This is a genomic window from Streptomyces sp. NPDC057002, from assembly GCF_042673825.1.
Classification (GTDB): Bacteria; Actinomycetota; Actinomycetes; order Streptomycetales; family Streptomycetaceae; genus Streptomyces.
Genome location: NZ_JBHURZ010000002.1, coordinates 523684 through 546140 on the forward strand (window position 1 = coordinate 523684; position 22457 = coordinate 546140).

General features: G+C 72.8%; 19 protein-coding genes. 12 read left to right on the forward strand and 7 right to left on the reverse strand.

What is annotated here, in order from left to right; genetic code table 11:
• Positions 1–54: 54 nt before the first annotated feature.
• Positions 55–1533 (forward strand): glutamate--cysteine ligase, encoded by a 1479-nt coding sequence (locus ACFT32_RS10510; RefSeq protein ID WP_382487938.1) that lies wholly within the window; start codon positions 55–57, stop codon positions 1531–1533.
• A gap of 19 nt (positions 1534–1552) precedes the next feature.
• Here the strand turns inward: ACFT32_RS10510 and ACFT32_RS10515 are convergent, their stop codons facing one another.
• The 3 genes from ACFT32_RS10515 to ACFT32_RS10525 are packed head-to-tail and all read right to left on the reverse strand — an operon-like array spanning position 1553 to position 4266.
• Positions 1553–2674 (reverse strand): Gfo/Idh/MocA family protein, encoded by a 1122-nt coding sequence (locus ACFT32_RS10515; protein ID WP_382487940.1) that lies wholly within the window; start codon positions 2672–2674, stop codon positions 1553–1555.
• Positions 2644–3354 carry a ThuA domain-containing protein gene (locus ACFT32_RS10520; protein WP_382487942.1) on the reverse strand — a complete coding sequence of 237 codons (711 nt, stop codon included), beginning with the start codon at positions 3352–3354 and terminating at the stop codon, positions 2644–2646. Before ACFT32_RS10520 ends, ACFT32_RS10515 begins: the two co-directional genes overlap by 31 nt.
• 51 nt (positions 3355–3405) lie before the next feature.
• Complete coding sequence (locus ACFT32_RS10525; protein ID WP_382487944.1) at positions 3406–4266, reverse strand: class I SAM-dependent methyltransferase; 861 nt, start codon at positions 4264–4266, stop codon at positions 3406–3408.
• Between the two features lie 91 nt (positions 4267–4357).
• Between ACFT32_RS10525 and ACFT32_RS10530 the strand changes: the two genes are divergently transcribed.
• Entirely contained in the window at positions 4358–4789 is a 432-nt protein-coding gene (locus ACFT32_RS10530) for a helix-turn-helix domain-containing protein (RefSeq protein WP_382487946.1), read from the forward strand.
• A 74-nt stretch (positions 4790–4863) separates the two neighbouring features.
• Here the strand turns inward: ACFT32_RS10530 and ACFT32_RS10535 are convergent, their stop codons facing one another.
• The 3 genes from ACFT32_RS10535 to ACFT32_RS10545 form a co-directional block, all read right to left on the reverse strand.
• A complete protein-coding gene (locus ACFT32_RS10535) occupies positions 4864–5673 on the reverse strand; it encodes a DeoR/GlpR family DNA-binding transcription regulator (RefSeq protein ID WP_382487947.1) in 810 nt (269 codons plus the stop codon).
• Positions 5674–5740: 67 nt separating this feature from the next.
• Entirely contained in the window at positions 5741–6796 is a 1056-nt protein-coding gene (gene pdxA, locus ACFT32_RS10540) for a 4-hydroxythreonine-4-phosphate dehydrogenase PdxA (protein ID WP_382487949.1), read from the reverse strand.
• Positions 6793–8058 (reverse strand): four-carbon acid sugar kinase family protein, encoded by a 1266-nt coding sequence (locus tag ACFT32_RS10545; RefSeq protein ID WP_382487951.1) that lies wholly within the window; start codon positions 8056–8058, stop codon positions 6793–6795. The genes pdxA and ACFT32_RS10545 overlap by 4 nt, the downstream gene beginning before the upstream one ends.
• Before the next feature lie 219 nt (positions 8059–8277).
• Here ACFT32_RS10545 and ACFT32_RS10550 point away from each other — a divergent pair, with 219 nt between their 5' ends.
• From ACFT32_RS10550 to ACFT32_RS10595, 10 genes are all read left to right on the forward strand, one after another.
• On the forward strand, positions 8278–9891 hold the full coding sequence (locus ACFT32_RS10550; protein WP_382487953.1) for an ABC transporter substrate-binding protein: 1614 nt from the start codon (positions 8278–8280) through the stop codon (positions 9889–9891).
• Between the two features lie 3 nt (positions 9892–9894).
• Positions 9895–10824, forward strand: coding sequence for an ABC transporter permease (locus tag ACFT32_RS10555; protein ID WP_382487955.1), 930 nt, complete (start codon positions 9895–9897; stop codon positions 10822–10824).
• A 3-nt stretch (positions 10825–10827) separates the two neighbouring features.
• Positions 10828–11742, forward strand: coding sequence for an ABC transporter permease (locus tag ACFT32_RS10560; protein WP_382487957.1), 915 nt, complete (start codon positions 10828–10830; stop codon positions 11740–11742).
• Between the two features lie 2 nt (positions 11743–11744).
• Positions 11745–12578, forward strand: a complete 834-nt coding sequence (locus ACFT32_RS10565; protein ID WP_382487959.1) for an ABC transporter ATP-binding protein — start codon at positions 11745–11747, stop codon at positions 12576–12578.
• Positions 12575–13387 carry an ATP-binding cassette domain-containing protein gene (locus tag ACFT32_RS10570; RefSeq protein ID WP_382487961.1) on the forward strand — a complete coding sequence of 271 codons (813 nt, stop codon included), beginning with the start codon at positions 12575–12577 and terminating at the stop codon, positions 13385–13387. The genes ACFT32_RS10565 and ACFT32_RS10570 overlap by 4 nt, the downstream gene beginning before the upstream one ends.
• Entirely contained in the window at positions 13384–14364 is a 981-nt protein-coding gene (locus ACFT32_RS10575) for an aldo/keto reductase (protein WP_382487963.1), read from the forward strand. Before ACFT32_RS10570 ends, ACFT32_RS10575 begins: the two co-directional genes overlap by 4 nt.
• 33 nt (positions 14365–14397) lie before the next feature.
• Positions 14398–15192: an HpcH/HpaI aldolase/citrate lyase family protein gene (locus tag ACFT32_RS10580; protein ID WP_382487965.1), complete on the forward strand. Its 795-nt coding sequence runs from the start codon at positions 14398–14400 to the stop codon at positions 15190–15192.
• Positions 15189–16376 (forward strand): exo-alpha-sialidase, encoded by a 1188-nt coding sequence (locus ACFT32_RS10585; protein ID WP_382487966.1) that lies wholly within the window; start codon positions 15189–15191, stop codon positions 16374–16376. Before ACFT32_RS10580 ends, ACFT32_RS10585 begins: the two co-directional genes overlap by 4 nt.
• 150 nt (positions 16377–16526) lie before the next feature.
• On the forward strand, positions 16527–17288 hold the full coding sequence (locus ACFT32_RS10590; protein ID WP_382487968.1) for a carbonic anhydrase: 762 nt from the start codon (positions 16527–16529) through the stop codon (positions 17286–17288).
• A 162-nt stretch (positions 17289–17450) separates the two neighbouring features.
• A complete protein-coding gene (locus ACFT32_RS10595) occupies positions 17451–18470 on the forward strand; it encodes a LacI family DNA-binding transcriptional regulator (protein ID WP_382487970.1) in 1020 nt (339 codons plus the stop codon).
• Here ACFT32_RS10595 and ACFT32_RS10600 read toward each other — a convergent pair.
• Entirely contained in the window at positions 18467–22435 is a 3969-nt protein-coding gene (locus tag ACFT32_RS10600; RefSeq protein ID WP_382488856.1) for a glycosyl hydrolase, read from the reverse strand. The genes ACFT32_RS10595 and ACFT32_RS10600 overlap by 4 nt on opposite strands.
• Between the last annotated feature and the right edge of the window lie 22 nt (positions 22436–22457).

The following is a 22457-nucleotide window of genomic DNA, read 5'->3' on the forward strand; positions in this document are numbered from 1 at the left end:
TCTGGGACGAGAGGCATCCGCCGAGAGGGAAGCCGAGGCGACTCGGGAGGACGCATGGGACGTGACGTGCCGGCCCTGGTGTTCACACGGGAGGACCGGCGTCGCTACCGGCAGAAGATGCACACCGACCTCGAGGTCCTGGCGCGGATGCTCCGCGAGTCGGGCTTCGAGAGCGAGCGGCCCCGCGTCGGGCTGGAGATCGAGCTCAACCTGGTGGACGACGAGGGACTGCCCGCGATGCGGAACACCGACGTCCTCCAGGCGATCGCCGACCCCGCCTGGTCGAGCGAGCTGGGCCGCTTCAACCTGGAGATCAACATCCCGCCCCGGGAGCTCACGACCGGCGGCCCCGGGGACTGGGAGCGGGAGATCCGGGACGCCCTGAACCACGCCGAGGACCGCGCCTCGGCCGTCGGCGCGCACCTGATCATGGTCGGCATCCTGCCGACGCTGGGGGAGACGCATGTGAGCGAGACCGCCCTGTCCGGCGACCCCCGCTACCAGTTGCTCAACGAGCAGATCTTCGCGGCGCGCGGCGAGGACCTGCGGATCACGGTCGACGGTGTCGAGCGCCTGGCGACGTACGCCGACACCATCACCCCCGAGGCCGCCTGCACCAGCACCCAGTTCCACCTCCAGGTCGCCCCCAAGGAGTTCCCGCACTACTGGAACGCCGCCCAGGCCATCGCGGGCGTGCAGATCGCCCTCGCGGCGAACTCGCCCTACCTCTTCGGCAGGGAGCTGTGGCGCGAGACCCGTATCCCGCTGTTCGAGCAGGCCACCGACACCCGGCCCGAGGAGATCAAGGCCCAGGGCGTACGGCCCCGGGTGTGGTTCGGCGAGCGGTGGATCACCAGCGTCTTCGACCTCTTCGAGGAGAACGTGCGCTACTTCCCGGCCCTTCTGCCGCTGTGCGACGACGAGGACCCGCAGCAGGCACTCGACGGGGGCGGCGTTCCGGAACTGGGCGAACTGACCCTGCACAACGGCACGATCTACCGCTGGAACCGCCCGATCTACGCCGTCACCGACAGCGGTCCGCATCTGCGCATCGAGAACCGGGTGCTGCCCGCCGGCCCCACCGTCGCCGACACCATCGCCAACGGTGCCTTCTACTACGGACTGACCCGCGCCCTGGTCGACGAGGACCGGCCGGTGTGGACGCGGATGTCCTTCTCGGTCGCCGAGGAGAACCTGCACACCGCGGCCCGCGACGGCATCGACGCCCGCCTGTACTGGCCGGGGGTGGGCGAAGTGCCGGTCACGGAACTGGTGTTGCGGCGCCTGCTGCCGCTCGCCCACCGGGGCCTGGAGCTGGCCGGCATGGACGACGCGTGGCGCGAACCCCTGCTCGGCATCATCGAGCAGCGCTGCGTCACCGCCCGCAACGGCGCCCTCTGGCAGGCCGAGACGGTCCACCATCTGGAGAAGGCCGGCATCTCCGACCGGCGCGAGGCGCTGCGGCAGATGACCAAGACGTACATGGACTACATGCACATGAACGCGCCCGCTCACACCTGGCCCGTGGACTGACCCCCGCGGCATCGCCCGGTCACGCCCGGCCGGGAGCGACCGGGCCCTGCCAGTCCCCGGCGGCCGTCCACGGCACCGGATCGGGCGCCTGCGCCGAGGTCGTCAGCTCGATCCGCCGTCCCTCGGCCGACGAACGGAGCAGGGCCGTCATCGTCTCCAGGACGTGCAGGGCGAGTTCGCCGTTCGCACGCGGCGCCCGCCGCCCGTCGGCGGCGATGAAGTCGAGCAGTCCGACGCCGCGTGCGCCGTCCTCGTAGCCCGCCGACACCGGCAGGGTGTGCCACCGGGTGTCGCCGAGCGCGTGCAGCCGGACCTCGCCGTCGAAGCGGTTCGGATCGGGCACCGAGAGGGTCCCCGTCTCGCCGTGGACCTCGATGGGCGCGGCCGTGGTGGCCACACCGTCGAAGCTCGTCGTGATCGTCGTCAGCGCCCCGCCCGCGTGTTCCAGCACTCCGGAGACATGGCTGTCCACCTCGACCGGGATCCGCTCGCCCGTGCGCGGCCCGGAACCGATGATCCGCTCGGCGCGCAGCCGGCCGGCCGCCCCGATCACGGCACGCACCGGGCCCAGCAGGTGGATCAGGGACGCGAGGTAGTACGGCCCCATGTCCAGCAGGGGACCGCCGCCCTCGGTGTAGTAGAAGTCGGGGTGGGGATGCCAGCGTTCGTGGCCCGGCGTGACCATCACGGCCGAGGCGAACTGGGGACGTCCGATGCTCCCCGCCTCCACGGCCGCCCGTGCCGTCTGGACCCCGGTGCCCAGGACGGTGTCCGGAGCGCACCCCACACTCACGCCCGCCTTCGCGGCGGCCTCCACGACGGCCCGGGCGTCGGCGAGCGTGGCGGCCAGCGGCTTCTCCCCGTAGACGTGCTTGCCGTGACCGATGGCGCCGAGGGCGATCCCGGCGTGGGCGGCCGGGGTGGTGAGGTTCAGCACCGTGTCCACGTCGGGGCTGCCCAGCAACTCCTCGACCGTCAGGGCCTTGACGTCGGGCAGTTCGGCCGCGACCGCGGCCGAACGGGAGGCGTCGAGGTCGGCGACCGCGGTGACGCGCACGGCGGGATGCCCGGCGAGCGTGTCGAGGTACGCGCGGGAGATGACGCCGAGTCCTACGACGCCGATGCGGTGCGCGTCGCCCACAGCATGCCCCTCTCGATGATGGTGCGGACGTCGGGGTGCTCCAGCACGTCGAGGCTGTGCCCCGGTGTCGTCACCAGGACGCGCCCGGCACCCCACCGGCGGGTCCAGACCGCCGGCGAGGTGACCGGCCGGTGCCAGGGCTGCCACGGCCGGGCGGGATGCGTGGTGGTGGCCAGGACGTCGATGAGGTCGTCGTGGAGCACCCAGTACTGCTCGGTGTCCAGCTCGAAGTCCTCGATGCCCGCCGTGACGGGGTGGGCGCGGCCGGCCTCGGTGAGGGTGATGGTGTGGGGCAGGAAGTTGTCCTCCGCCCCGCCCCGGCGCTCGCACGGTTCCTTGCCCGGGTGGGTGGCGAACTGGCCGCCGACCAGGTGGAGATAGTCGGCCGAGGCGCGGAAGGAGTCGGCGATGCCGCCGTGCCAGCCGGTGAAACCGGTGCCGGCCACGACCGCCGAACTCAGTCCGGCCACCTGCTCGCGCGTGATCTCCGACATCGTCACGCACTGCACGACGAGGTCGGTGCCCGCCATCTCGGCGGTGTCGGCGTAGACGTCGGTCGATTCCTCGACCCGGACGGCGTATCCGTTGTCCCGGAGGAAGGGCAGGAACAGCTCCGTCGCCTTGACCGGCTCGTGGCCTTCCCATCCGCCTCGGACAACCAGGGCTCTTTTCTGCGTCATCGTGATCTCACTATGCGCGGGGCGCCCGTGCTCCGAAAAGAGGGCCGGGCCTCACGAAAGTTTCGCGGCCGAAGCCCGGGCACCGATGGTCCAGCAGGCCGCGGTGAAGCGGACTTCCGAGCCGTGCACAAAGGGATCGAAGGCGGCGCGGACCGTCTCGACGACCCGGACACGCGTCTCCTCGTCCACCTCTGGCAGGAACATGCCGACGGCGCCGAGCCGGGTGAAGTAGCGGACCAGGTCCTTCTCGGGCATCGTGCAGACGATGTCGATCGGCCGGATGTCGATATCGGTCCACCCGCTCTCCGCCAGGATGCGGCTGACCTTGTCCTGGTCCGCGAAGGCGAACTGTCCCGGCTCGTCTGGCCGTCGGACGGGCAGGCCCGGAAGCAGAGGTGAGGCGGCGCGCTGGGCCGTCGTCATGAACGGGTTCTCGGCGGGGTCCCGCCAGACGACCGACCGGAGGGCGGCGTCGTCCCGGGCGGCGCTCCGGAGATTCGCGAAGGCCCGGACCGGGTCGTCGAAGAACATGACGCCGAACCGCGAGACGACGGCATCGAAGGTGCCGGGCTCGAAGGTGTGCTCCTGCGCGTCGGCGCGGAGGAAGGAGGCCGGTACGCCCTCCCGCTCGGCGCGCTCCCGGGCGGTGTCGATCAACGGTCCGGAGATGTCGACGCCGACACAGTGGCCCCCCGGCCCGAGCCGTCGTGCGACGGCCAGCGTGGTGCCGCCCGTCCCGCAGCCGACATCGAGCACGTGTTCCGCGCCTTCGGCGGACACGGCGTCGGCGAGCAGCTCCTCGATGGGCCTGAACATCTCGTCCAGCACCGGCTGGAGATCCACCCAGGCGTGACCGGCGCGCCCGTTCCAGCGGGCGGTCTGTGCTTCGTCGTTCCTGCGCTCGGCGTCCATGCTCGTCGGCTCTCCTTCTGCTTGCCTGCGTCTTGCCTTCGTCGGGGCGAGATGACAGCGTTCTACTTCAAGCCGACTTGAGGTCAAGGGAATGACGGACCTGGACATCGCCGAAGTGGCCCAGCGCGCCGGGGTGCCCGCCTCGACACTGCGGTTCTACGAGGAGAAGGGGCTGATCGCCCCGACCGGCCGGCGGGGGCTGCGCCGGCAGTTCGATCCCGGCGTACTGGAGCGGCTGGCGCTGATCGCGCTGGGGCGGACGGCCGGGTTCTCGCTCGACGAGATCGCGCACATGTTCGGGCAGGACGGACCGCCCCGGATCGACCGGCGCATGCTGGCGGACAAGGCGGAGGAACTGGACCGCAGGATCAGCGAACTGGGCGTGCTCCGCGACTCCCTGCGGCACGCCGCCGCGTGCCCCGCGCCGAGCCACATGGAGTGCCCCACATTCCGCGGCCTTCTCGACGCGGCGGCGTCGGGCGGTGGCCCCACGCCGAGAAGGCGGACGCCGCCCGGCGGCTAGCGGCCCGCTGGGACTCTTGCCGATCGAGGACCGGCGACGGGCGGGCCCTGCCCCCGCGCGCCGGGCAGGCGGCTCTACGCGGTGTCGCCGTGCGGGCCGGCCGTCACCCGCTCCGGCGTCGTGGCCACGGTCGCCACCCCGCGCGCCCGCAGCTCCGCGAGGACGGCCGGGTCGGCGGTGTCGTCCGTGACCAGGGTCCAGCCCTCGCACAGGGCCGTCCAGGCGTGGAAGGGGCGGCGGCCGAGCTTGGCCGCGTGGGCGAGGACGTAGACGTGGTCGGCGCGGCGGGCCATCAGCTCCTTGAGGCGGGTCTGGCGCAGATCCGCTTCGCAGATGCCCAGTTCGGGGGAGATGCCGTCCGTGCCGAGGAAGACCCGGTCGAACGTCATACGCTCCAGGGCGGCTTCCGTCAGCGGCCCGACGAAGCCCTGGCTGAGCGGGCGCAGGGTGCCGCCCAGGCACTCGACGTGCACCGTCTCGACATCGGACAGCGCCTGCAGGGCGGTGAGCCCGGTGGTCGCCACGGTGAGGTCCTCGGCCGTGCGCAGCTCGTGGGCGAGCGCCCCGACCGTGGAGCCGGCGTCGAGCAGCAGCGTCTCGCCGGGCCGCACCTGGGCCGCCGCCCAGCGGGCGATGGCCTGCTTGGCCTCGAAGGCCTCGCCCACGCGTTGCCGCAGGGACGCCTCGGGGTGCGCTGCCAGCGCCATGGCCCCGCCGTAGGTGCGGGCCAGACGCCCGTCGGTGGTGAGCTTGGCCAGGTCGCGGCGGATGGTCGAGGCCGTCACGCCGAAGAGCTGCGAGAGCTCCTCCACGCTCGCCAGGCCGGTGGTGGTGGCGAGGTGGACGATGCGGTCGCGCCGCGCCTTGGATCCGGTCACAGACATAGGTTCTTCATGTCCTCAATAGTCCTGGGCCGTCCTGGGTCGCACACGTGCCTGCCGCGAACCGCGGTCAGCGGGCGGCCGGAGCGGTCGACATCTCGGCGGCCTGGCGCAGAGCCTCGACCATGCTACCGGGCTCGGCCCGGCCGGTTCCGGCGATGTCGAAGGCCGTGCCGTGGTCGACGGAGGTGCGGATCACCGGCAGTCCGACGGTGAGGTTGACCCCGGCCTCGATGCCGAGGACCTTGACGGGGCCGTGCCCCTGGTCGTGGTACATCGCGACGATGAGGTCGTAGTCGCCGCGCGAGGCCAGGTAGAACGCCGTGTCCGCGGGCAGCGGGCCGCGCGCGTCGATGCCGTCGGCGCGGACCGTCTCCAGCGCCGGGACGATCTTCGTCTCCTCCTCGCCGTAGCCGAACAGGCCGTTCTCGCCCGCGTGCGGGTTGATGCCGCAGACACCGATCACCGGGTCGGCGGTCCCGGCCCGGACCATGGCCTCGTGGCCGCGGCGCACCGTGCGCTCCACCAGGCCGGGCTCGATGCGGTTCACGGCGTCGATCAGCCCGATGTGGGTGGTGACGTGGATGACCTTCACCCGGGGGGTCGACAGCATCATCGACACCTCCTCGACGTCCGTGAGATGGGCGAGGAGTTCGGTGTGGCCGGGGTAGAGGTGGCCGGCCGCGTGCAGGGCCCCCTTGTTGAGCGGGGCGGTGCAGATGCCGTCCACCTCGCCGCGCAGCGCGAGTTCGGCGGCGACCCGGACGTAGTGGTAGGCGGCGTCGCCCGCGACGGCCGACAGCTCGCCCCAGGGCAGGTCGGCGGGGAGCAGCCCGAGGTCGATCACGTTGACCCGGCCGGGCGTGAACTCCGCCTGGGCCGGATGGTCGACGGGCGCGATCTCGCAGGTGATGCCAAGGATGCCGGCGGCCTGCCGCAGGCGCTCGGCGTCGCCCACGACGACGGGGCGGCAGTCGCGGAGGGTGTCGGGGTGCAGCAGCGCCGGCACGATGACCTCGGGCCCGATGCCCGCGCCGTCGCCCATGGTCACCGCGATGACCGGGAGCGGCCGGGGGGCCGCGGAGGTCTGGCCGGCGGTGGCGGCGGAGGAGGGGGCTGCGTTCACGGGGCTACTCCTGTGGGGTCGGTCGGAACGTGGCGTACGGGTGCGGGGCGCAGGGCCCGGACGATGCGCCGCAGGGAGTCGGCCTCGCCGTAGCTGCCGGGCCGGGTGACGACCGAGCGGCCGTCGGGCGTGCGGGACAGGACCGCGCCGTGGTGGATCTGGCCCACCGGGCGCAGGTCGGTGACGCCGAGGGCGTCCAGGACGCGGCGGGCGGTCTCGCCGCCGGTGAGGACCAGGTCGCAGTCGTGCGCGGCGTCGGCGACGGTGTCGGCGAGCGCGGCGACGAGACGGCGCGCGAGGGCGGGGCCGGCCGCTCCGGTGATGCGGACGACCGTGACGGCGGCGACGGGAGGCGCGAGCCGTCGGGGGGAGTGCAGGAGTTCGCGGGTGCTGAGGGAGATCTGGTGCGCTCCGTCCGCCAGGAGATGCGCGACCTGTTCGCGGGCGGACGGCTCGGCAGTCCCTACGACGATCAGCAGCGGCCGGACGACGTCCCCGGGGGTGAAGGCGCTCTCCCCGGTCGCCCAGGCATCCCCGCTCTCCCCGGCCGTGCCCAGGAGCCGCCCCACGGCGCCCGCGAGTCCGCCGGTGCCCAACAGCCCTATCCCGGGACCCAGTTCGAGGGCCGCAGCGGCGATCGCGTCGAGGTCGGTCTCGGTCTCCGCGTCGCACACCGGATGCCGTCCCTGCGCGAAACACGCACGCAGCGTTTCCCGTAGCGCGCCGGGTGCGCCGCGTACGTCCGTGAGCGGCACCGGAGCTGACGGCAGGTCACCGAGGGCGGCGGCGACCGAGGTCGGGGCGGGCCGCGCCTCGGCACGCCAGGCGTCCGTCTCGTGCAGCGGCACTCCGTCGAGGTGGACGACCCCGCCCCGGACCGTGCGCCGGGCCGCCGGCAGCGCGGTCGCGATCACCACGCCCCGGCCGTCCCGCGCGTAGGCGTCCGCCTCGGCGGCGAGGTTGCCCCTGAGCAGCGAGTCGACCTTCTTGAAGAGCACCGTTCCGGCGGGCACCGCGTGCGTGACGTCCCGGACCGCCCGCGCCGCCTCGGCGCCGGGCAGCTGCCGTGAGTCGAGGTCGAGCACGAGGGACTCGCCGGGCGCGGACGCCACCGGCGCGGCGACCGGCGCCAGCAGGATCCGGGCGGGTGAGCGCAGCGCCACCGCGGTCTCGGCGGCACCGGACAGATCGTCGGCGAGAGCGAGTACGGGCCGGTGGGCGGTCTGGGCATGGCCGCCGGGGCCGGCTGCGGAGAGGGACACGGGTACCTCCTCGGGCGGCCCGGTCGGGCTGCCTCGGGAACCGATGATGACATGAGTTGCGCGAAATGCGCGAGACCTCTTGCGCACTTCGCGCAGTCGTGCCACCTTTTCCGGCGCGACACCTGTTCGTATCCCGCCGGCCGGGCCCCCGACCGGGCCGCGGCGAGAGCCGCACGAACACCACGAGCCGGTCGCCCCCGGAACGCGAGAAGGTCGACGATGACCCCAAGCCCCTATGACGCACCCCCGGACCACCGCCCCCAGCGGGAGCCCCTCGGCCGCCCCGTCCACCGCCGCACCCTGCTGCGTCTCGGCGCGCTCGGCGGCACGGGTCTCGCCCTCGGTCCCCTCTCCGCCTGCGCCGGACCCACCGGAGCCCCCGGCCCCGGCACCCTCACCCTCGGCCTGAACCGCTCCCTGGTGAGCCTCGACAACAAGCTGAACCAGTTCGACGCCGCCGTCACCGTGCAGCGCGCCGTCCGCCAGGCCCTCACGAGCATCGGCCCCGGCATGCGCGTCCAGCCGGTCCTCGCCGACCGGTTCGCGATGACCGGGCCGACCGCCTGGAGCGTGCGGCTGCGCGAGGGTGTGCGCTACTCCGACGGCAGCCCCGTCACCGTCGAGGACGTCGCCACCGCCCTGGAGATGTACGGCAAGGTCAACGGCTCCTTCCTCCTCGGCCTCTTCCCGGAGCTGCCCACCGTCGAGAAGACCGGCGAGCGCACCTTCGAGCTGCGCACGAAGCGCCCGGTGCCTGTGCTCGACCGCCTCATGGCCAACATCCACATCACCCCGGCCGCCGCCAACCGTCCCGAGGAACTCCAGAGCGGCGTCGGCTCAGGGCCGTACAAGGTGATCGAGGCCAACAGCGGCGCCGGCGAGTACACCCTCGCCCGCAACCCCCGCTACTGGGGCCGCCCGGCCCACGTCGACACCGTCCGGGTGCGCTTCGTGCCCGAGGAGTCCAGCCGGGTCATCGCCCTGCGCAGCGGCGAGCTGGACGTCGTCGACACCCTCACCCCTGACTCGGCCGAGCAGCTCACCGGCCTGCCGGGCGTCACCGTCGAGGAGAGGGCCGGCGCGCGCATCAACCAGCTCTTCTACAACTTCCGCAAGAAGCAGGGCGAGCCCCTCGCCGACCCCCGTGTCCGCCGCGCCCTCACCTACGCCGTCGACGGCGACGCCCTGGTCAAGGACGTCCTCACCGACTCCGCCGAAGAGGCCCAGGGTGTCGTCCCGCTCGCCCTGGAGGGTGCGATACGCACCGGCGGGTACACCTACGACCCGAGCAGGGCGAAGGCCCAGCTCAAGGCGCTGGGCGCCGAGGGCCTGCGGATCCGGATCATCTGGGAGTCGGGCGAGTTCGCCGCCGACAGCTCCGTCATGGAAGCCGTCGCCGACATGTTCCGCGACATCGGCGTCCGCGCCTCCCTGCTCCAGTTCGAACCGGGTGGCGACATCCTGAAGTGGCGCCAGGGCCGCGGCGGCGACTGGGACGTCATCGGCAACGGCTTCCCCGGCACCACCGGCCAGGCCCTCACCTCTCTCCAGGGCATGTACGGCGGCACCCCTGAGCGGGAACGCACCCGCGACACCTACATGGGCTACGTCATCCCGGACATCCAGCGCCGCCTGGAGGACGCCGCCACCGAGACCGACGCCGCCGCCCGCGACCGCAAGCTGGCCGCCGCGCAGCACGCCGTCTGGAACACCTGGCCCAGCCTGTGGGCCTTCGCCCCCAAGACGCTGCTCGCCCGCCGTGAGCGCGTGCACGACCTGGGCCTGCTCCAGCTCAACTCCTACGACCTGTCCGCCGTACGGCTGGAGGGCTGAGCCGTGGCCACCTACCTCGCCCGCCGCATCGGCCAGAGCCTGCTGGCCGTCTTCCTCACCCTCACCACGGTCTTCCTGCTGCTGCGCCTGGCCCCCGGCGACCCGGCCGCCGCCTACGCGGCGCCCAGCGCCACGGCAGCCGATCTCGCCCGCATCCGCGCCCAGTTCGGCCTCGACGAACCGCTGATCACCCAGTACGGGATCTTCCTGCGGGACCTGTGCACCGGGAACCTCGGCACCAGCTACTCCTTCCACGATTCCGCGTTCCAGGTGGTCATGGACCGGCTGCCGTACACGATCACCCTCGCGGTCTCCGCCATCGCGGTCACCACCGTCGTCGCCGTACCGCTCGGCGTGTGGATGGCCCGGCGCGCCGACACCAAGCGGGAGCTGGGCGCCAACGTCCTGACGATCACCGGGCAGTCGATGCCGGACTTCTGGACCGGCGTGATGCTGCTGACCGTCTTCGCGGTGCTGCTCCCGGTGCTGCCCGCCTCCGGGTTCACCTCCTGGAGCGGCCTGATCCTGCCCACGGTGACCGTGGCCGTCCTCCAACTCGCCCTGATCTCACGCCTGGTACGCCGCGAGATGAGCACCGCGCTCGCCGCTCCCTACACCACCGTCGCCCGCTCCCGCGGCGTCTCCGAACGCACCCTGACCTGGCAGTACGGCCTGCGCAACTCCGCCGTGCCGCTCGTCACCGCCCTCGGCACCCGTTTCGCGGCCCTGCTCAACGGTGTCGTGGTCGTCGAGGTCGTCTTCGGCTGGCCGGGCGTCGGCTCGCTCGTCGTCCGGGCGCTGGAGACCCGCGACTACCCGCTCATCCAGGCCACCGTCCTGGTGACGGCCACCCTCGCGATCCTCGTCCAGCTCCTCGTCGACCTCGCCTACCCGCTGTTCGATCCGCGCGTACGACTCGGAAAGGCGGCCTGACCCATGGCCGGTGTCATCTCCACCCCGGTCGCCGGTACCGAGCGGCCCAGCGCCGTCAGCGCCCGCGACCTCGCAAGGGCCACCGCGACCCGGCAGCGGCGCGGCTCGCGCTTCAAGATCTGGGCCGGGTCCGTGTGCACGGCCCTCGTGGTCCTGCCCGTCGCCCTGGCGAGCCTGCTGCCCCTGCCGGAGGCCAACGCGCAGGACCTCTCGGAGCGCAGGCTGCCGCCGCTCAGCGCGGGGCATCTGCTCGGCACCGACCAGCTCGGCCGCGACCTGCTGTCGCGCATCCTGCACGGCGGTCAGGTCTCCCTGTCGGTCGGTGTCCTCGCGGTGCTGGTGTCCGGGCTGATCGGCATCGTCGCCGGGTCGGCCGCGGGCTTCTTCGGCGGCTGGGTCGACGCGCTCGTCTCCCGCTTCCTGGAGGCCCAGCTCGCCCTGCCCCTGCTGATGATGCTGCTGCTCGTGGTTGCCCTCTTCGGGCCGTCGGTCACCGTCATCACCTGTGTGATCGCCGTCGCCCAGTGGCCCGAGGTGGCGCGGCTGACTCGCTCCCTCGTCCTGGTCGAGCGCGAGAAACCGTACGTCGCCGCCGCCCGCGTGCTGGGCCTGCGCGGCTGGCAGATCCTCACCCGGCACGTGGTGCCCAACGTCGTACGGCCGGTGAGCCTCGTCGTGCTGCTGCTGCTCGCCCAGGCCGTGCTGCTGGAGAGCGCGCTGAGCTTCCTCGGCGCCGGTCCGCAGCGGCCCTTCGCCACCTGGGGCCGGATCATCTCCGACGGCCAGGCCTACATCACCACCTCGTGGTGGCTGGTCACCCTGCCCGGCCTGGTCATCGCCCTCCTCGTGGTCGGGGTCAACCTGCTGGGCGACGGACTGCGGGACCGCACCCGCCGCCGGAAGGGAGCGGGAGCATGAGCATGAGCACCGATACACCCCTGCTGGACGTCCGTGACCTCCAGATCGAACTCATCACCGCGCACGGCGTCGTCCGGGCCGTCGACGGTGTGAGCTTCACCGTCGGCCACGGCGAGACCGTGACCCTCATCGGCGAGTCCGGATCCGGCAAGTCGACCACCGCGATGGGCGTACTGCGTCTGCTGCCGGAGGGCCTTGCCGTGCTGTCGGGCAGCGTCCGCGTCGGCGGCCGGGACGTCGTCGCCGATCCCGGCGCGGCCCGCGCGATACGCGGCCGGACGGTGTCCCTGATCCCGCAGGACCCGATGACCGCCCTCAGCCCCGTCCACACCATCGGCCGGCAGCTCGGCGAGGCGATCCGCCTGCGCCACCCCGAACTGTCCAGGGCCCAGGCGCGCGAGAAGGGCGTCGAACTGCTCGCCCAGGTGCGCATCACACGCCCCGAGACCCGCTGGAAGTCCTACCCGCACCAGTTCTCCGGCGGCATGCTGCAACGCATCCTCATCGCCATCGCCCTGGCCGGCGATCCGGAACTGCTGGTCGCCGACGAACCCACCTCCGCCCTCGACGCGACCGTGCAGGCCAGCGTCCTGGACCTGCTGATGGAACTCCAGGAACGCACCGGCATCGGCATGCTGATGATCACGCACGACCTGGGCGTGGCCCGGCTGGTCTCCGACCGCATCCACGTCATGAAGGACGGCCGCTTCGTCGAATCCGGCCCGGCCGAACGCATCGTCGACCAACCCGCCGAGCCCTACACCCGAGCCCTCCTCGCCGCAGTGCCCCGTCTGGGCGCCTGGGACGAGTCCGTCGTACCGGGAGCCGCCACATGACTCTGTTGTCCGTAGAGGACCTGGTCGTCGAATACCCGACCCCGAGCGGCCCCTTCCGAGCCGTCGACCAGGTCGGCTTCCAGCTCGACAAGGGCGGCTCGCTCGCGGTCGTCGGCGAGTCCGGCTGCGGCAAGTCGACCCTCGCCCGTGCCCTGGTCCGGCTGCTCACCCCACGCTCCGGCCGCATCGTCCTCGACGGCACGGACATCGCCACACTCCCGGAGCGCAGACTGCGACCGCTGCGGCGCCGCGTCCAGATGGTCTTCCAGGACCCCTACGGCTCCCTCGACCCCCATCTGACCGCCCAGCAGATCGTGGCCGAACCGCTGCGCCTCGGCGGTGTCCCGGACCGCGGCGAACGGGCCCGCCGTGCCGCCGAGCTGCTCGACCAGGTCGGCCTGCCCCCGTCCGCCCTGGAGCGCCGCCCGGCCGACTTCTCCGGCGGCCAGCGGCAGCGCATCGGCATCGCCCGCGCCCTCGCCTCCCGGCCCGACCTGCTGGTGTGCGACGAGGCGACCTCCGCGCTCGACGTCTCCGTACAGGCCCAGGTGCTCGCGCTGCTCAGGGAGTTGCAGGAGGAGACCGGCATCGCCTACCTCGTCATCGCGCACAACCTGGGAGTGGTGCGCCAGATGAGCACGGACGTCGTGGTGATGCGGGCCGGCCGGGTGGTCGAGGCCGGGCGGACCGAGACCGTGCTCGCCGCTCCGTCCGACCCCTACACCCGCGCCCTGCGCCGTGCCGCACTCGACCCGACCGCCATCCGCGGTGTGAAACCCCGCCGCGTACTGGAAGGAAGCTCCTCGTGACCACCGGCCTCACCCTGCCGAACGCCTCCGTACCACTGTCCCGTCTCGTCCTGGGCACGATGACCTTCGGCGACACCGTCGACCGCGGGGGAGCGGCGGCCATGCTCGACGCCGCGCTCGACGCCGGCATCACGGGCGTGGACACCGCCAACGGTTACGCGGGGGGTGAGAGCGAGCGGCTGCTCGGGGAGTTGCTCCCGGGCCGCCGGGACCGGATCGTGCTGGCGACCAAGGCGGGCATCCCGCACCCCGACCAGGGCGGTCACGCGCCGCTGTCACCCGCCGGGCTGCGCGCCGCGCTCGAGGGCAGCCTGAAACGGCTCGGCACCGACCACGTCGACCTGTTCTACCTGCATCAGCCGGACCGTGCGACGCCGTCGGCCGAAACCCTGGCGACCGTGGCCGAGTTCGTCGCCGAGGGGAAGATCGGCGCCCTCGGCGTGTCCAACTACGCCGCCTGGCAGATCGCCGAGCTCAGCCGTGTGGCCGACGAGGTGGCCGCGCCGCGCCCGGTGATCGCCCAGCAGCTGCACAATCTGCTCGCGCGGCGTATCGAGGAGGAGTACGTCGAGTACGCGGCCGTGACGGGCCTGCGCACCATGGTCTACAACCCGCTCGGCGGCGGTCTGCTGACCGGTCGCCATACCTTCGAACAGGCCCCGGACAGCGGCCGTTTCGGTGATTCCAAGCTGGCCGCGATGTACCGGCAGCGCTACTGGAACGAGGACCTGTTCCGCGCCGTCACCGACCTCACCCGTATCGCCTCCGACGCGGGCCTGCCGCTGACCGATCTCGCCCTGCGCTGGCTGCTGGAACGCCCCTCCACCGACGCACTGCTCCTCGGCGGCTCCAAGGCCGAGCACCTGCTCGCCAACATCGCGGCCGCCGCCGACGGCCCGCTGCCCGCCGACGTCACCGCGGCCTGCGACGAGGTCGGCGCCCGGCTGCGCGGCCCGATGCCCGCCTACAACCGCTGACCACGCCACGCCCCCCAGTTACGGAGACCTTCCATGGCAACCGGCCGCACCCCAGCCGAGTTCACCGCCGCCCTGCGCACCCGCGAGCAGCTCATCGGCTACTGGTCCCTGCTCGACTCACCCGTCGCCGCCGAACGCCTGGCCCGCCTCGGCTACGACTACCTCGCCTTCGACGCCCAGCACGGACTCTTCGGCTACCAGGGCATGCTCAACAACCTCCTGGCCACCGACACCAAGGGCAGCACCGCCGTCGGCATGGTGCGCGTGGAGGCCAACGACCTCACCTACATCGGCAAGGCGCTGGACGCCGGCGCGACCGCCGTCATCGTCCCGCTGATCGACAACGCCCAGGACGCCGCCGACGCCGTCGCCGCCGTCCGCTACCCACCGCTGGGACGCCGCTCCTACGGACCCATGCGCGCCCAGCTCCGCATCGGCCCCAACCCCGCCGACACGCACGCCCAGACCGCCGTCCTCGCCATGATCGAAACCGCCGACGGCCTCGCCAACGTCGAAGCGATCTGCGCCACCGACGGCCTCGACGGCATCTACGTCGGCCCCTCCGACCTACGCCTGGCCATCGGCGGAGCCACCTCCACCGACCCCTCCGTACAGGAGGAGTTCGAGCAGGCCCTGACCCGCATCAGGAAGGCTGCCGAGGCGGCAGGCATCGCGGCCGGCATCCACAACGCCGACGGTGCGAGCGCCGCCCGCCGTCTCGCCGAAGGCTGGACCTACGTCTCCATCGCCGCCGACGTCGTCCACCTTCAGCAGATCGCCGCATCCCACCTCGACGCCGCGCGTCAGGAGGGAGGAGAGTCCCGATGACCACCTCCGACGGCACCCTGCGCCCCCACCCCACCGAACCGGGCCGCGCCGAGACCCACCTGGCCGCCCCCGCCGTGCAGAACCACGCCGCCAACCTCACCGTCCTGCCCGGCGGCGACCTTGGCTGCGTCTGGTTCGGGGGCACCCAGGAAGGCGTCGCGGACATCTCGGTGTGGTTCTCCCGCCTCGCCCAGGACGCCGACACCTGGTCCCTCCCCGTGCGGCTCTCCGCGGACGACACCCGCTCCGAGCAGAACCCGCTCCTGTTCCCCGCTCCCTCGGGCGAGCTCTGGCTGCTGCACACCGCACAGCACGCCGGCCACCAGGACACGGCCGAGGTCCGGCTGCGCGTCAGCCACGACGAGGGCGCCACCTGGGGCCCGCCCCGCGTCCTGTTCCCGGCCACCGAGCAGGGCGGCGTGTTCGTACGCCAACCGGTCGTCCAAGTGCCGTCCGGCGAACGGCTGTTGCTCCCCGTCTTCCGCTGTGTCGCCACCCCCGGCACCTCCTGGTCGGGCGACCGGGACACCAGCTCCGTCATGATCAGCGACGACGGCGGACGCAGCTGGCGCGAACGCCCCGTCCCGGGCAGCACCGGCCTCGTCCACATGAACATCCGCCCGCTGCCCGACGGTTCACTCCTGGCCCTCTTCCGCAGCCGTCGCGCGGACGCCGTGCACAGCAGCGTGTCATCCGACGGCGGCGAGACATGGAGCGAACCGCACCCCCTGGACCTGCCGAACAACAACTCCTCGATCCAGTACACCGTGCTGGCCGACGGCAGGCCCGCCCTGGTCTACAACCACAGCAGCGCGGCCGACGCGGTCGCCCGCAGGGTCTCGCTGTACGACGAGATCGACGACGGGGGAGTGGCCGGGACACCCGCGGCACCTTCGGCAACCGCCCCCACGGGGGACGCGTTCTGGGGCGCCCCCCGGGCCCCGCTCTCCCTGGCCCTCTCCCCGGACGGCGGACGCACCTGGCCGCTGCGCCACGACCTCGAGACCGGCGACGGCCACTGCCTGACCAACAACTCCCGCGACGGCCTCAACCGCGAGCTGTCCTACCCCTCCCTCGCCCAGACACCGGACGGCACCCTCCACATCGCCTACACCCACCACCGGCGCACCATCAAACACATCCGTCTGGACGGCGACTGGCTGAAGCGGGAGTTCCCCGCCTGATCACCGAGAGTCCGGACCTCGGTGCGCTCCGCGTTTTGGATCAGCCCTTCCCCAGCCCTTCCCCTGCGCTGTACGGGCGCTAACCGGCCGCCCGCGACAGTGGCATCACCGGCTCCCACCAGGGGAGCGGCGACCACAGGGGACGGCAACATGGGTACCGCCGGAGCACCACAGCGCAGGGCCATACTCACCGGAGGGCTGGCTGCCACCACCGCGGCTCTGCTCACCGCCTGTTCATCGAAGACGGACTCCACGAGCAAGGAGCCGGCCGCAGGCACTTCTCCTTCTCCCGTCGCGGCCGCGCGACCGGACTCGCCCTGGGCGGCGTTCGCGCGGCTGATGGACGGCAACAAGCGCTGGGTGGACGGCAGGCTCCAGCACCCCGACCGCGACCCGAAGCGGCGCCAGTTCGTCGCCGAGGAGCAGAAGCCCTACGGCGTGATCCTGTCGTGCATCGACTCCCGGGTCCCGCCGGAGCTGCTCTTCGACACCGGGCTCGGCGACCTCTTCGTGATGCGCACGGGCGGACAGGTCGTGGGTCCGGTCGTCGTCGGCTCCGTGGAGTACGGCCCGATGACGTCGGGCACCCCGCTCATCGTGGTCCTCGGCCACCAGCGCTGCGGTGCCGTCAAGGCCGCGTACGAGGCGCTGCGCGACGGCAAGGCACTCCCCGGCAACCTCCAGTCGATCGCCGATGCCCTCAGGCCGGCGTACGAGGAGACGGCCAAGGGCAAGCACGCCGACCCGGTCGACGCCATGACCCGCGTCCACATCAACCGGACCGCCGCCGACCTGCGTTCCAACAAGGACCTCGCCCCGATGGTGAAGAAGGGCGACCTGGCCGTCGTCAGCGCCTACTACTCGCTCGACACCGGCCGGGTGGACGTCCTCACGGGCGCGCCCTCCGCCTGATCCGGAGCCTGCTTCGGAACCCGATTCGGAACCCGATTCGGAACCTGATTAGGAGACAACGGAGACCGGGCGGGAAAAACGTTCCACGCCCGGTCACGTTATACTTGCGGCGCTCAAGGAGGCCGCCGTCGTGCCTGGTCGCACGGCCGCAACAGCGAGGGGGTGGACGCCATTCCGGCACGCCCCGCCCGCATCCAGGACGTCGCGGCCGCCGCCGGCGTCTCGGTGTCCACGGTGTCGAACGTGCTCAACCGGCCCGAGCGGGTCACCGCACGGACCGCCGAGCGCGTCCGCGTCGCGGTCGCCGAACTCGACTACGTCCCCCACCCGGGAGCGGCGGGTCTGCGCACCGGCCACTCCTCCGCCATCGGGCTCGTGCTGCCCGACGTGACCAACTCCTTCTACGCGCGCATCGCACGCGGCGCGGCCGACGCGGCCTACGACCACGGCTACTCCCTCGTCCTCTGCCACAGCGGCGACGCCCCGGAGCGGGAGCAGGGCTACTTCAGCATGCTCGTCGAGCAGCGGGCCGTCGGCGTGGTCGTCGTGCCGCTCAGCGCCGACCCGGGGCGTCTGGCCCGGCTGCGCGAGCGGGGCATCCCGCTGGTCCTGGCCGACCGTGCGATGACCGACCGGGAGGGCTGCTCGGCGTCCGTCGACGACATCGCGGGCGGCCGCATCGCCGTACAGCACCTCCTCGACAGCGGGGCGCGCGACATCCTCGTCGTCAACGGCGAACGCGGCATACGCCAGTGCGCCGACCGCTACCAGGGCGCCCGGCAGGCCGTCCGCAGCCGGCGCGAGGCACGGCTGGACCAGGTCGTCGCCGAGCGGATGACCGTCGCGTACGGCACGCAGATCGCGCGCGAACTGGAGCAACTGCCCGACGGGGTCTTCTGCACCAACGACTTCCTCGCGGCCGGCCTGTGCCGGGGCCTGACCGAGCGGGGCGTGCGCGTCCCCGAGGACGTGCAGGTGGTCGGCTACGGCGATCTCGACGTCGCGAGCTTCGGGGCGACGACCCTGACGACGGTCCGGCAGCCGGTCGAGGACCTCGGCCGGGCGGCCGTGGAGATGCTGCTCGACGAGATCGAGGCCCGCGCGGACCACCTCCACGAGACCCGCGTCTTCGCGCCCGGCCTCGTCCTGCGCGACTCCACCCGGCCGCCCGCGGGCAACTAGACGTCGGACGGCACCCGCAGCGTCACCGGACCCAGCAGCCCCGACGACAACTGGGAGTCGAACGCCCAGGCGGTCGGTGTGGCCTCCGCGAGATACGGCGCCAGCGTGCCCCGGACCGTCACCTCCACCCGGACGGTACGCCCGGCGGCACCGCGCAACGGGAAACGGTACGGCGCGCAGAAGGCCTCACCGGCGAACTCCCCGTCGACCGACACCTCCACACTGCCCCGGACCCGCCCGAGATCCAGGACGGGATCGGGCCCCGGCGGCACCTGAAGCGCACGCGCGTACGTCACGCCGCCGCTCCAACTGCCCAGTCCCAGCTCACGCCAGTCGCCGAGCGGCAGCGGCGCCGGTACGGTCCGCACGCGCACCGGCCCCCGCCAGGCCGAGCCGCCCCGCAGGACCGCCGTCGGCTGGGTGACCACCTCGACCGGCGTGGGAGCCAAAAGTGGTTGACGCAGTGTCAGCCGCTGGTCGTCCAGGGGTGATTCGGGGCCGTCCCCGACGCGCACGCTCGCGGGAAGCGCCAGCGGCAGATCGAGCGACACCGTGCCCGCCGGCACGGTGAACCGGAAGCGTTGCGGGGCCGCGTGGACGTCGTCCGTGGACCGTGACGGCCATACGGTGCCGGAGAGCCCCGGCCGGCCGGTGAGCCATCCGGTGTCCGGCAGCGGATGCGGCCGTACCACGGCGTGGCAGTGCCGCAGCTCGCCCCGCCTGCGCTCGTCCTCGACGGTCCGCCCCCGCCACCCGCCCGTCCGGGCCTCCCAGCCGGCGCCGCTGACCAGGGCCGTCACCTCGGCCCCGGACCGCACCACCAGATCGACGAACACCGCGTCCCGTGCGTCGGCACTGTCGGACACGATCTCCAGGGTGTGCTCGCCCGCCCCGAGCACCGGTTCGTGGCGGAAGAACTGCGGCACGGCGCCCCAGTCGGCCTCGTAGTACTCCACCTTCTCCTGTCGCGCCACGACGTCCCCGTCGAGCAGCACGGTGACCCCCGAGGCGGCACCCACCACGAGCACCGCCCGCGCGCCCTCGCCCGGGATCCGCAGCCGCGCGCGGTACGTCACCCCGCCGTCCGGCCGCACACCGTCCGGCGGGCGCATGAACCGCGGACGCGGCCCGAGCCCGTCCGGCGCGGAGAGACAGAAGAAGCTGCCCAGCGGTGTGCCGTCCTCGGCCGAGATCGTCGAGGGCCGGCTCTGGGCTTCGGACAGTTCGTACTCGAGTACGTTCCGGCCGCCGGTCACCGTGATCCGGGCGGACGCCAGGTACCCGTCGCCGTCGGGGTCCAGCAACTCGCCGTTCCACCACACCCGCTTGCGGGCCTCCGCGCCGACGTGCAGTTCGGCGGGCCCCCGGTGCTCGGTCTCCACGATCGTCCGGACCCGGGCGGCCGTCGCGCCGACCGGCACGGGCACGCGGACGAACTCCTCGTTCACCATCCCCTTGAGGCCCAGCAGCCCGCCCGGGTCCGGGATGCCCCGGCTCGACGAGTACACGGCGAGGTCCCAGCCCGCGTCCGGCGGTACGAGGGGCAGCTCGCCCGCCACGACGCGCTCGGCGCCTTCCGCGTCCAGCGGCTCGGGCACCCGGCCGACGGGCACCGGGGGCAGGACACGGACCCGGTTGCCGTACGTGGCCCGGGCCCGCTCCCACTCCCCGCCCTCGGTCCACTCCATGGTCCAGAGCTGCGGCTCGTCGACGGATGTGCCCGGGGGCAGGGCCAGATCGCCCCAGGTGTTGTCCAGGGCGGGGATCAGCCGGCCGTGCCAGCCGGCCGAGAGGTCGAGCACCCGGTCGGGCGACTCCTGTTCCGGCGGCGTCGGTGCCGGGCGGCCTTCACGCCAGACGACCAGGGCCGCGGGGGCGCCGTCCAGCGGCACCTCGATGGTCGAGACGGTGCCGTCGGCGGAGTCGGAGAGGGTGATGCGCGCGGGACGGCGGGAGCCGGTCGCCGGGTTCCAGACCTCGGCCTCGGCGACCTCGGCCCGCACGGTGACGGACGTCGCGCCGACGGCAGCGCCCGCCGGGGAGGGGTCGTCGGTCCGCAGCGGATGCGCGCCGATCTCCGGGAAGGCCGCCGTGACCAGCGCCACCGCCTCGTTCCCCTGCCTCCTGACGAGCAGCGGCACCTCACCGGTCGCGTACCCGGCCGCGTCCGCCACCGCCGCCGCACCCGCCTCCGGGTCGCGCACCCGCTCCAGCCGCGGATGGGCCAGCAGGGCCGCCACCACCGCGTCGTCACCGGACCGGCCCGCGGCCGTTCCGGGCGGACGCCCCACGACCACGACCCGCCCACCCGCGTCGAGCAGTTCGGCCAGCCGCCGCGCCGTCTCCTCCTCCAGCACGCTCGCCGAGGGCAGCAGCACCGTGCTGTACGCCAGGTCCCTGATGCGCAGGGCGCCGTCGGTGGCCTTGGCGCGCTGGACCGAGTCGTCGTCGACGACGTCGAAGGAGATTCCGTGCCGGTCCAGGGTGCCGACGTGCGGGGCGAGCCAGTTGTTCGTGCCGCACAGGTCCAGGTAGTGGCGCTGCGTCTCGTCGGCGTCGGCATGGCCGTCGCCCAGCCGGCCGTCGCCGAAGTGCTGGACCGGCGCGTCCAGCGGGAGGAGCGCCTGCATGGTCGCGGTCGGGTGCAGGACCGCTACGTCGGCCGCGTAGCTCCCCCAGGACATGATCGAGCAGATCCGGGCCACGGCCCGGGAGAACGCCGGGTACTGCTTCCAGTAGGGCTGGCGCCAGTCGGTGGACGGCGGCGCCCACTCGAACCAGCCGCCCGCCGTGCCGAAGTAACTGGCGTGCGGGTTGTACAGATTGGCGCCGCTGCGCAGGAACGGCAGCAGCCAGTGGTAGGTGTCCTCCAGCGTGCCGCCCCAGCCGGAGGAGTGGAACGCCTCGATCCACACCCGCTCGTGGCCGTAGAGGTGCGCCATGGAGGAGTGCACCTTGGCGTCACCGTGGTGATCGCTCCCGGCGGCGCTGTACCAGCGGTGGGTCCGGAAGTAGTCGGTGTAGATCTGCGTCGACTGCGCCGGGTAGCCCGCGCGGGCCGGGTGGCTCTGGTCGCTGCCGAGCAGCATGCCGCGCTCGCGGTGCCAGTCGGCGAGCGGCCGGAACAGGGCCTCCTCGGTGAGCTCCGCCCGCACCGCGTAGTAGTCGGCGCGGATCTCTCCCTCCGGCACGGTGGCGTTCGTCCCGAACAGGGCCGGCAGGTGCTCGAGCAGGTCGTAGCCGCGCCGGGCGCGGAACTCGTCGGCGAAGCGGTGGCTCCACGCGTTCGTGCCCGGCAGTTCGTCCTGGAAGCTGCCCGCGATGACGCTGCCCAGGTACTCGGGCACACGACGGTCGTACTCGTGGTGGACGGTGTCCATCAACAGGCCCACGGCGTGCGGGTCGAGATAGTCGAACGCCGTGGGGACGGTGGTGACGAGCCGCACCTCGGTTCCGTCGGCGGCGGCGACACCCACGGGGCCCGGACCGTCCGTGGCCAGATCGAGGCGCCTGCCCTGCCGGGTGTACGCGGCCAGCGGGGTCTCGGCATCAGGGGCGGCGACCGTGCCCCGGACGACGGTGACGTCATGGCAGCGCAGCGCACGGCCGGCCGCCTCGGGATGACGCCGTGTCACACCGCCCTGCACATTGGCGCCTGAGAACCCGATCTGGTCGTAGAACCACAGGCGCGTGCCCAGTTCCGCGGCGATCTCGCAGGCGTCGGTGAAGCGCGCCCACCACTCCTCGCCGAACCACGCCGGATCGTCGGCCCGGGCACCGAACGTCGGGCCGGCCGGGGCCAGGTTGATCACGACGAGGTTGTGGACACCGCCCTGCGCGAACGCCCGCAACTGCCAGGCGAGGCGCTCACGGGTGACCTTCGCGCCCGACCACCACCACAGGGGAGTGGGGCCGAAGTCGCGGGGCGGGTCGTCGAACAGGCGCTGGAGCGCGGGGGAGATCACGGACACGGTCCTTCCCCTGAAA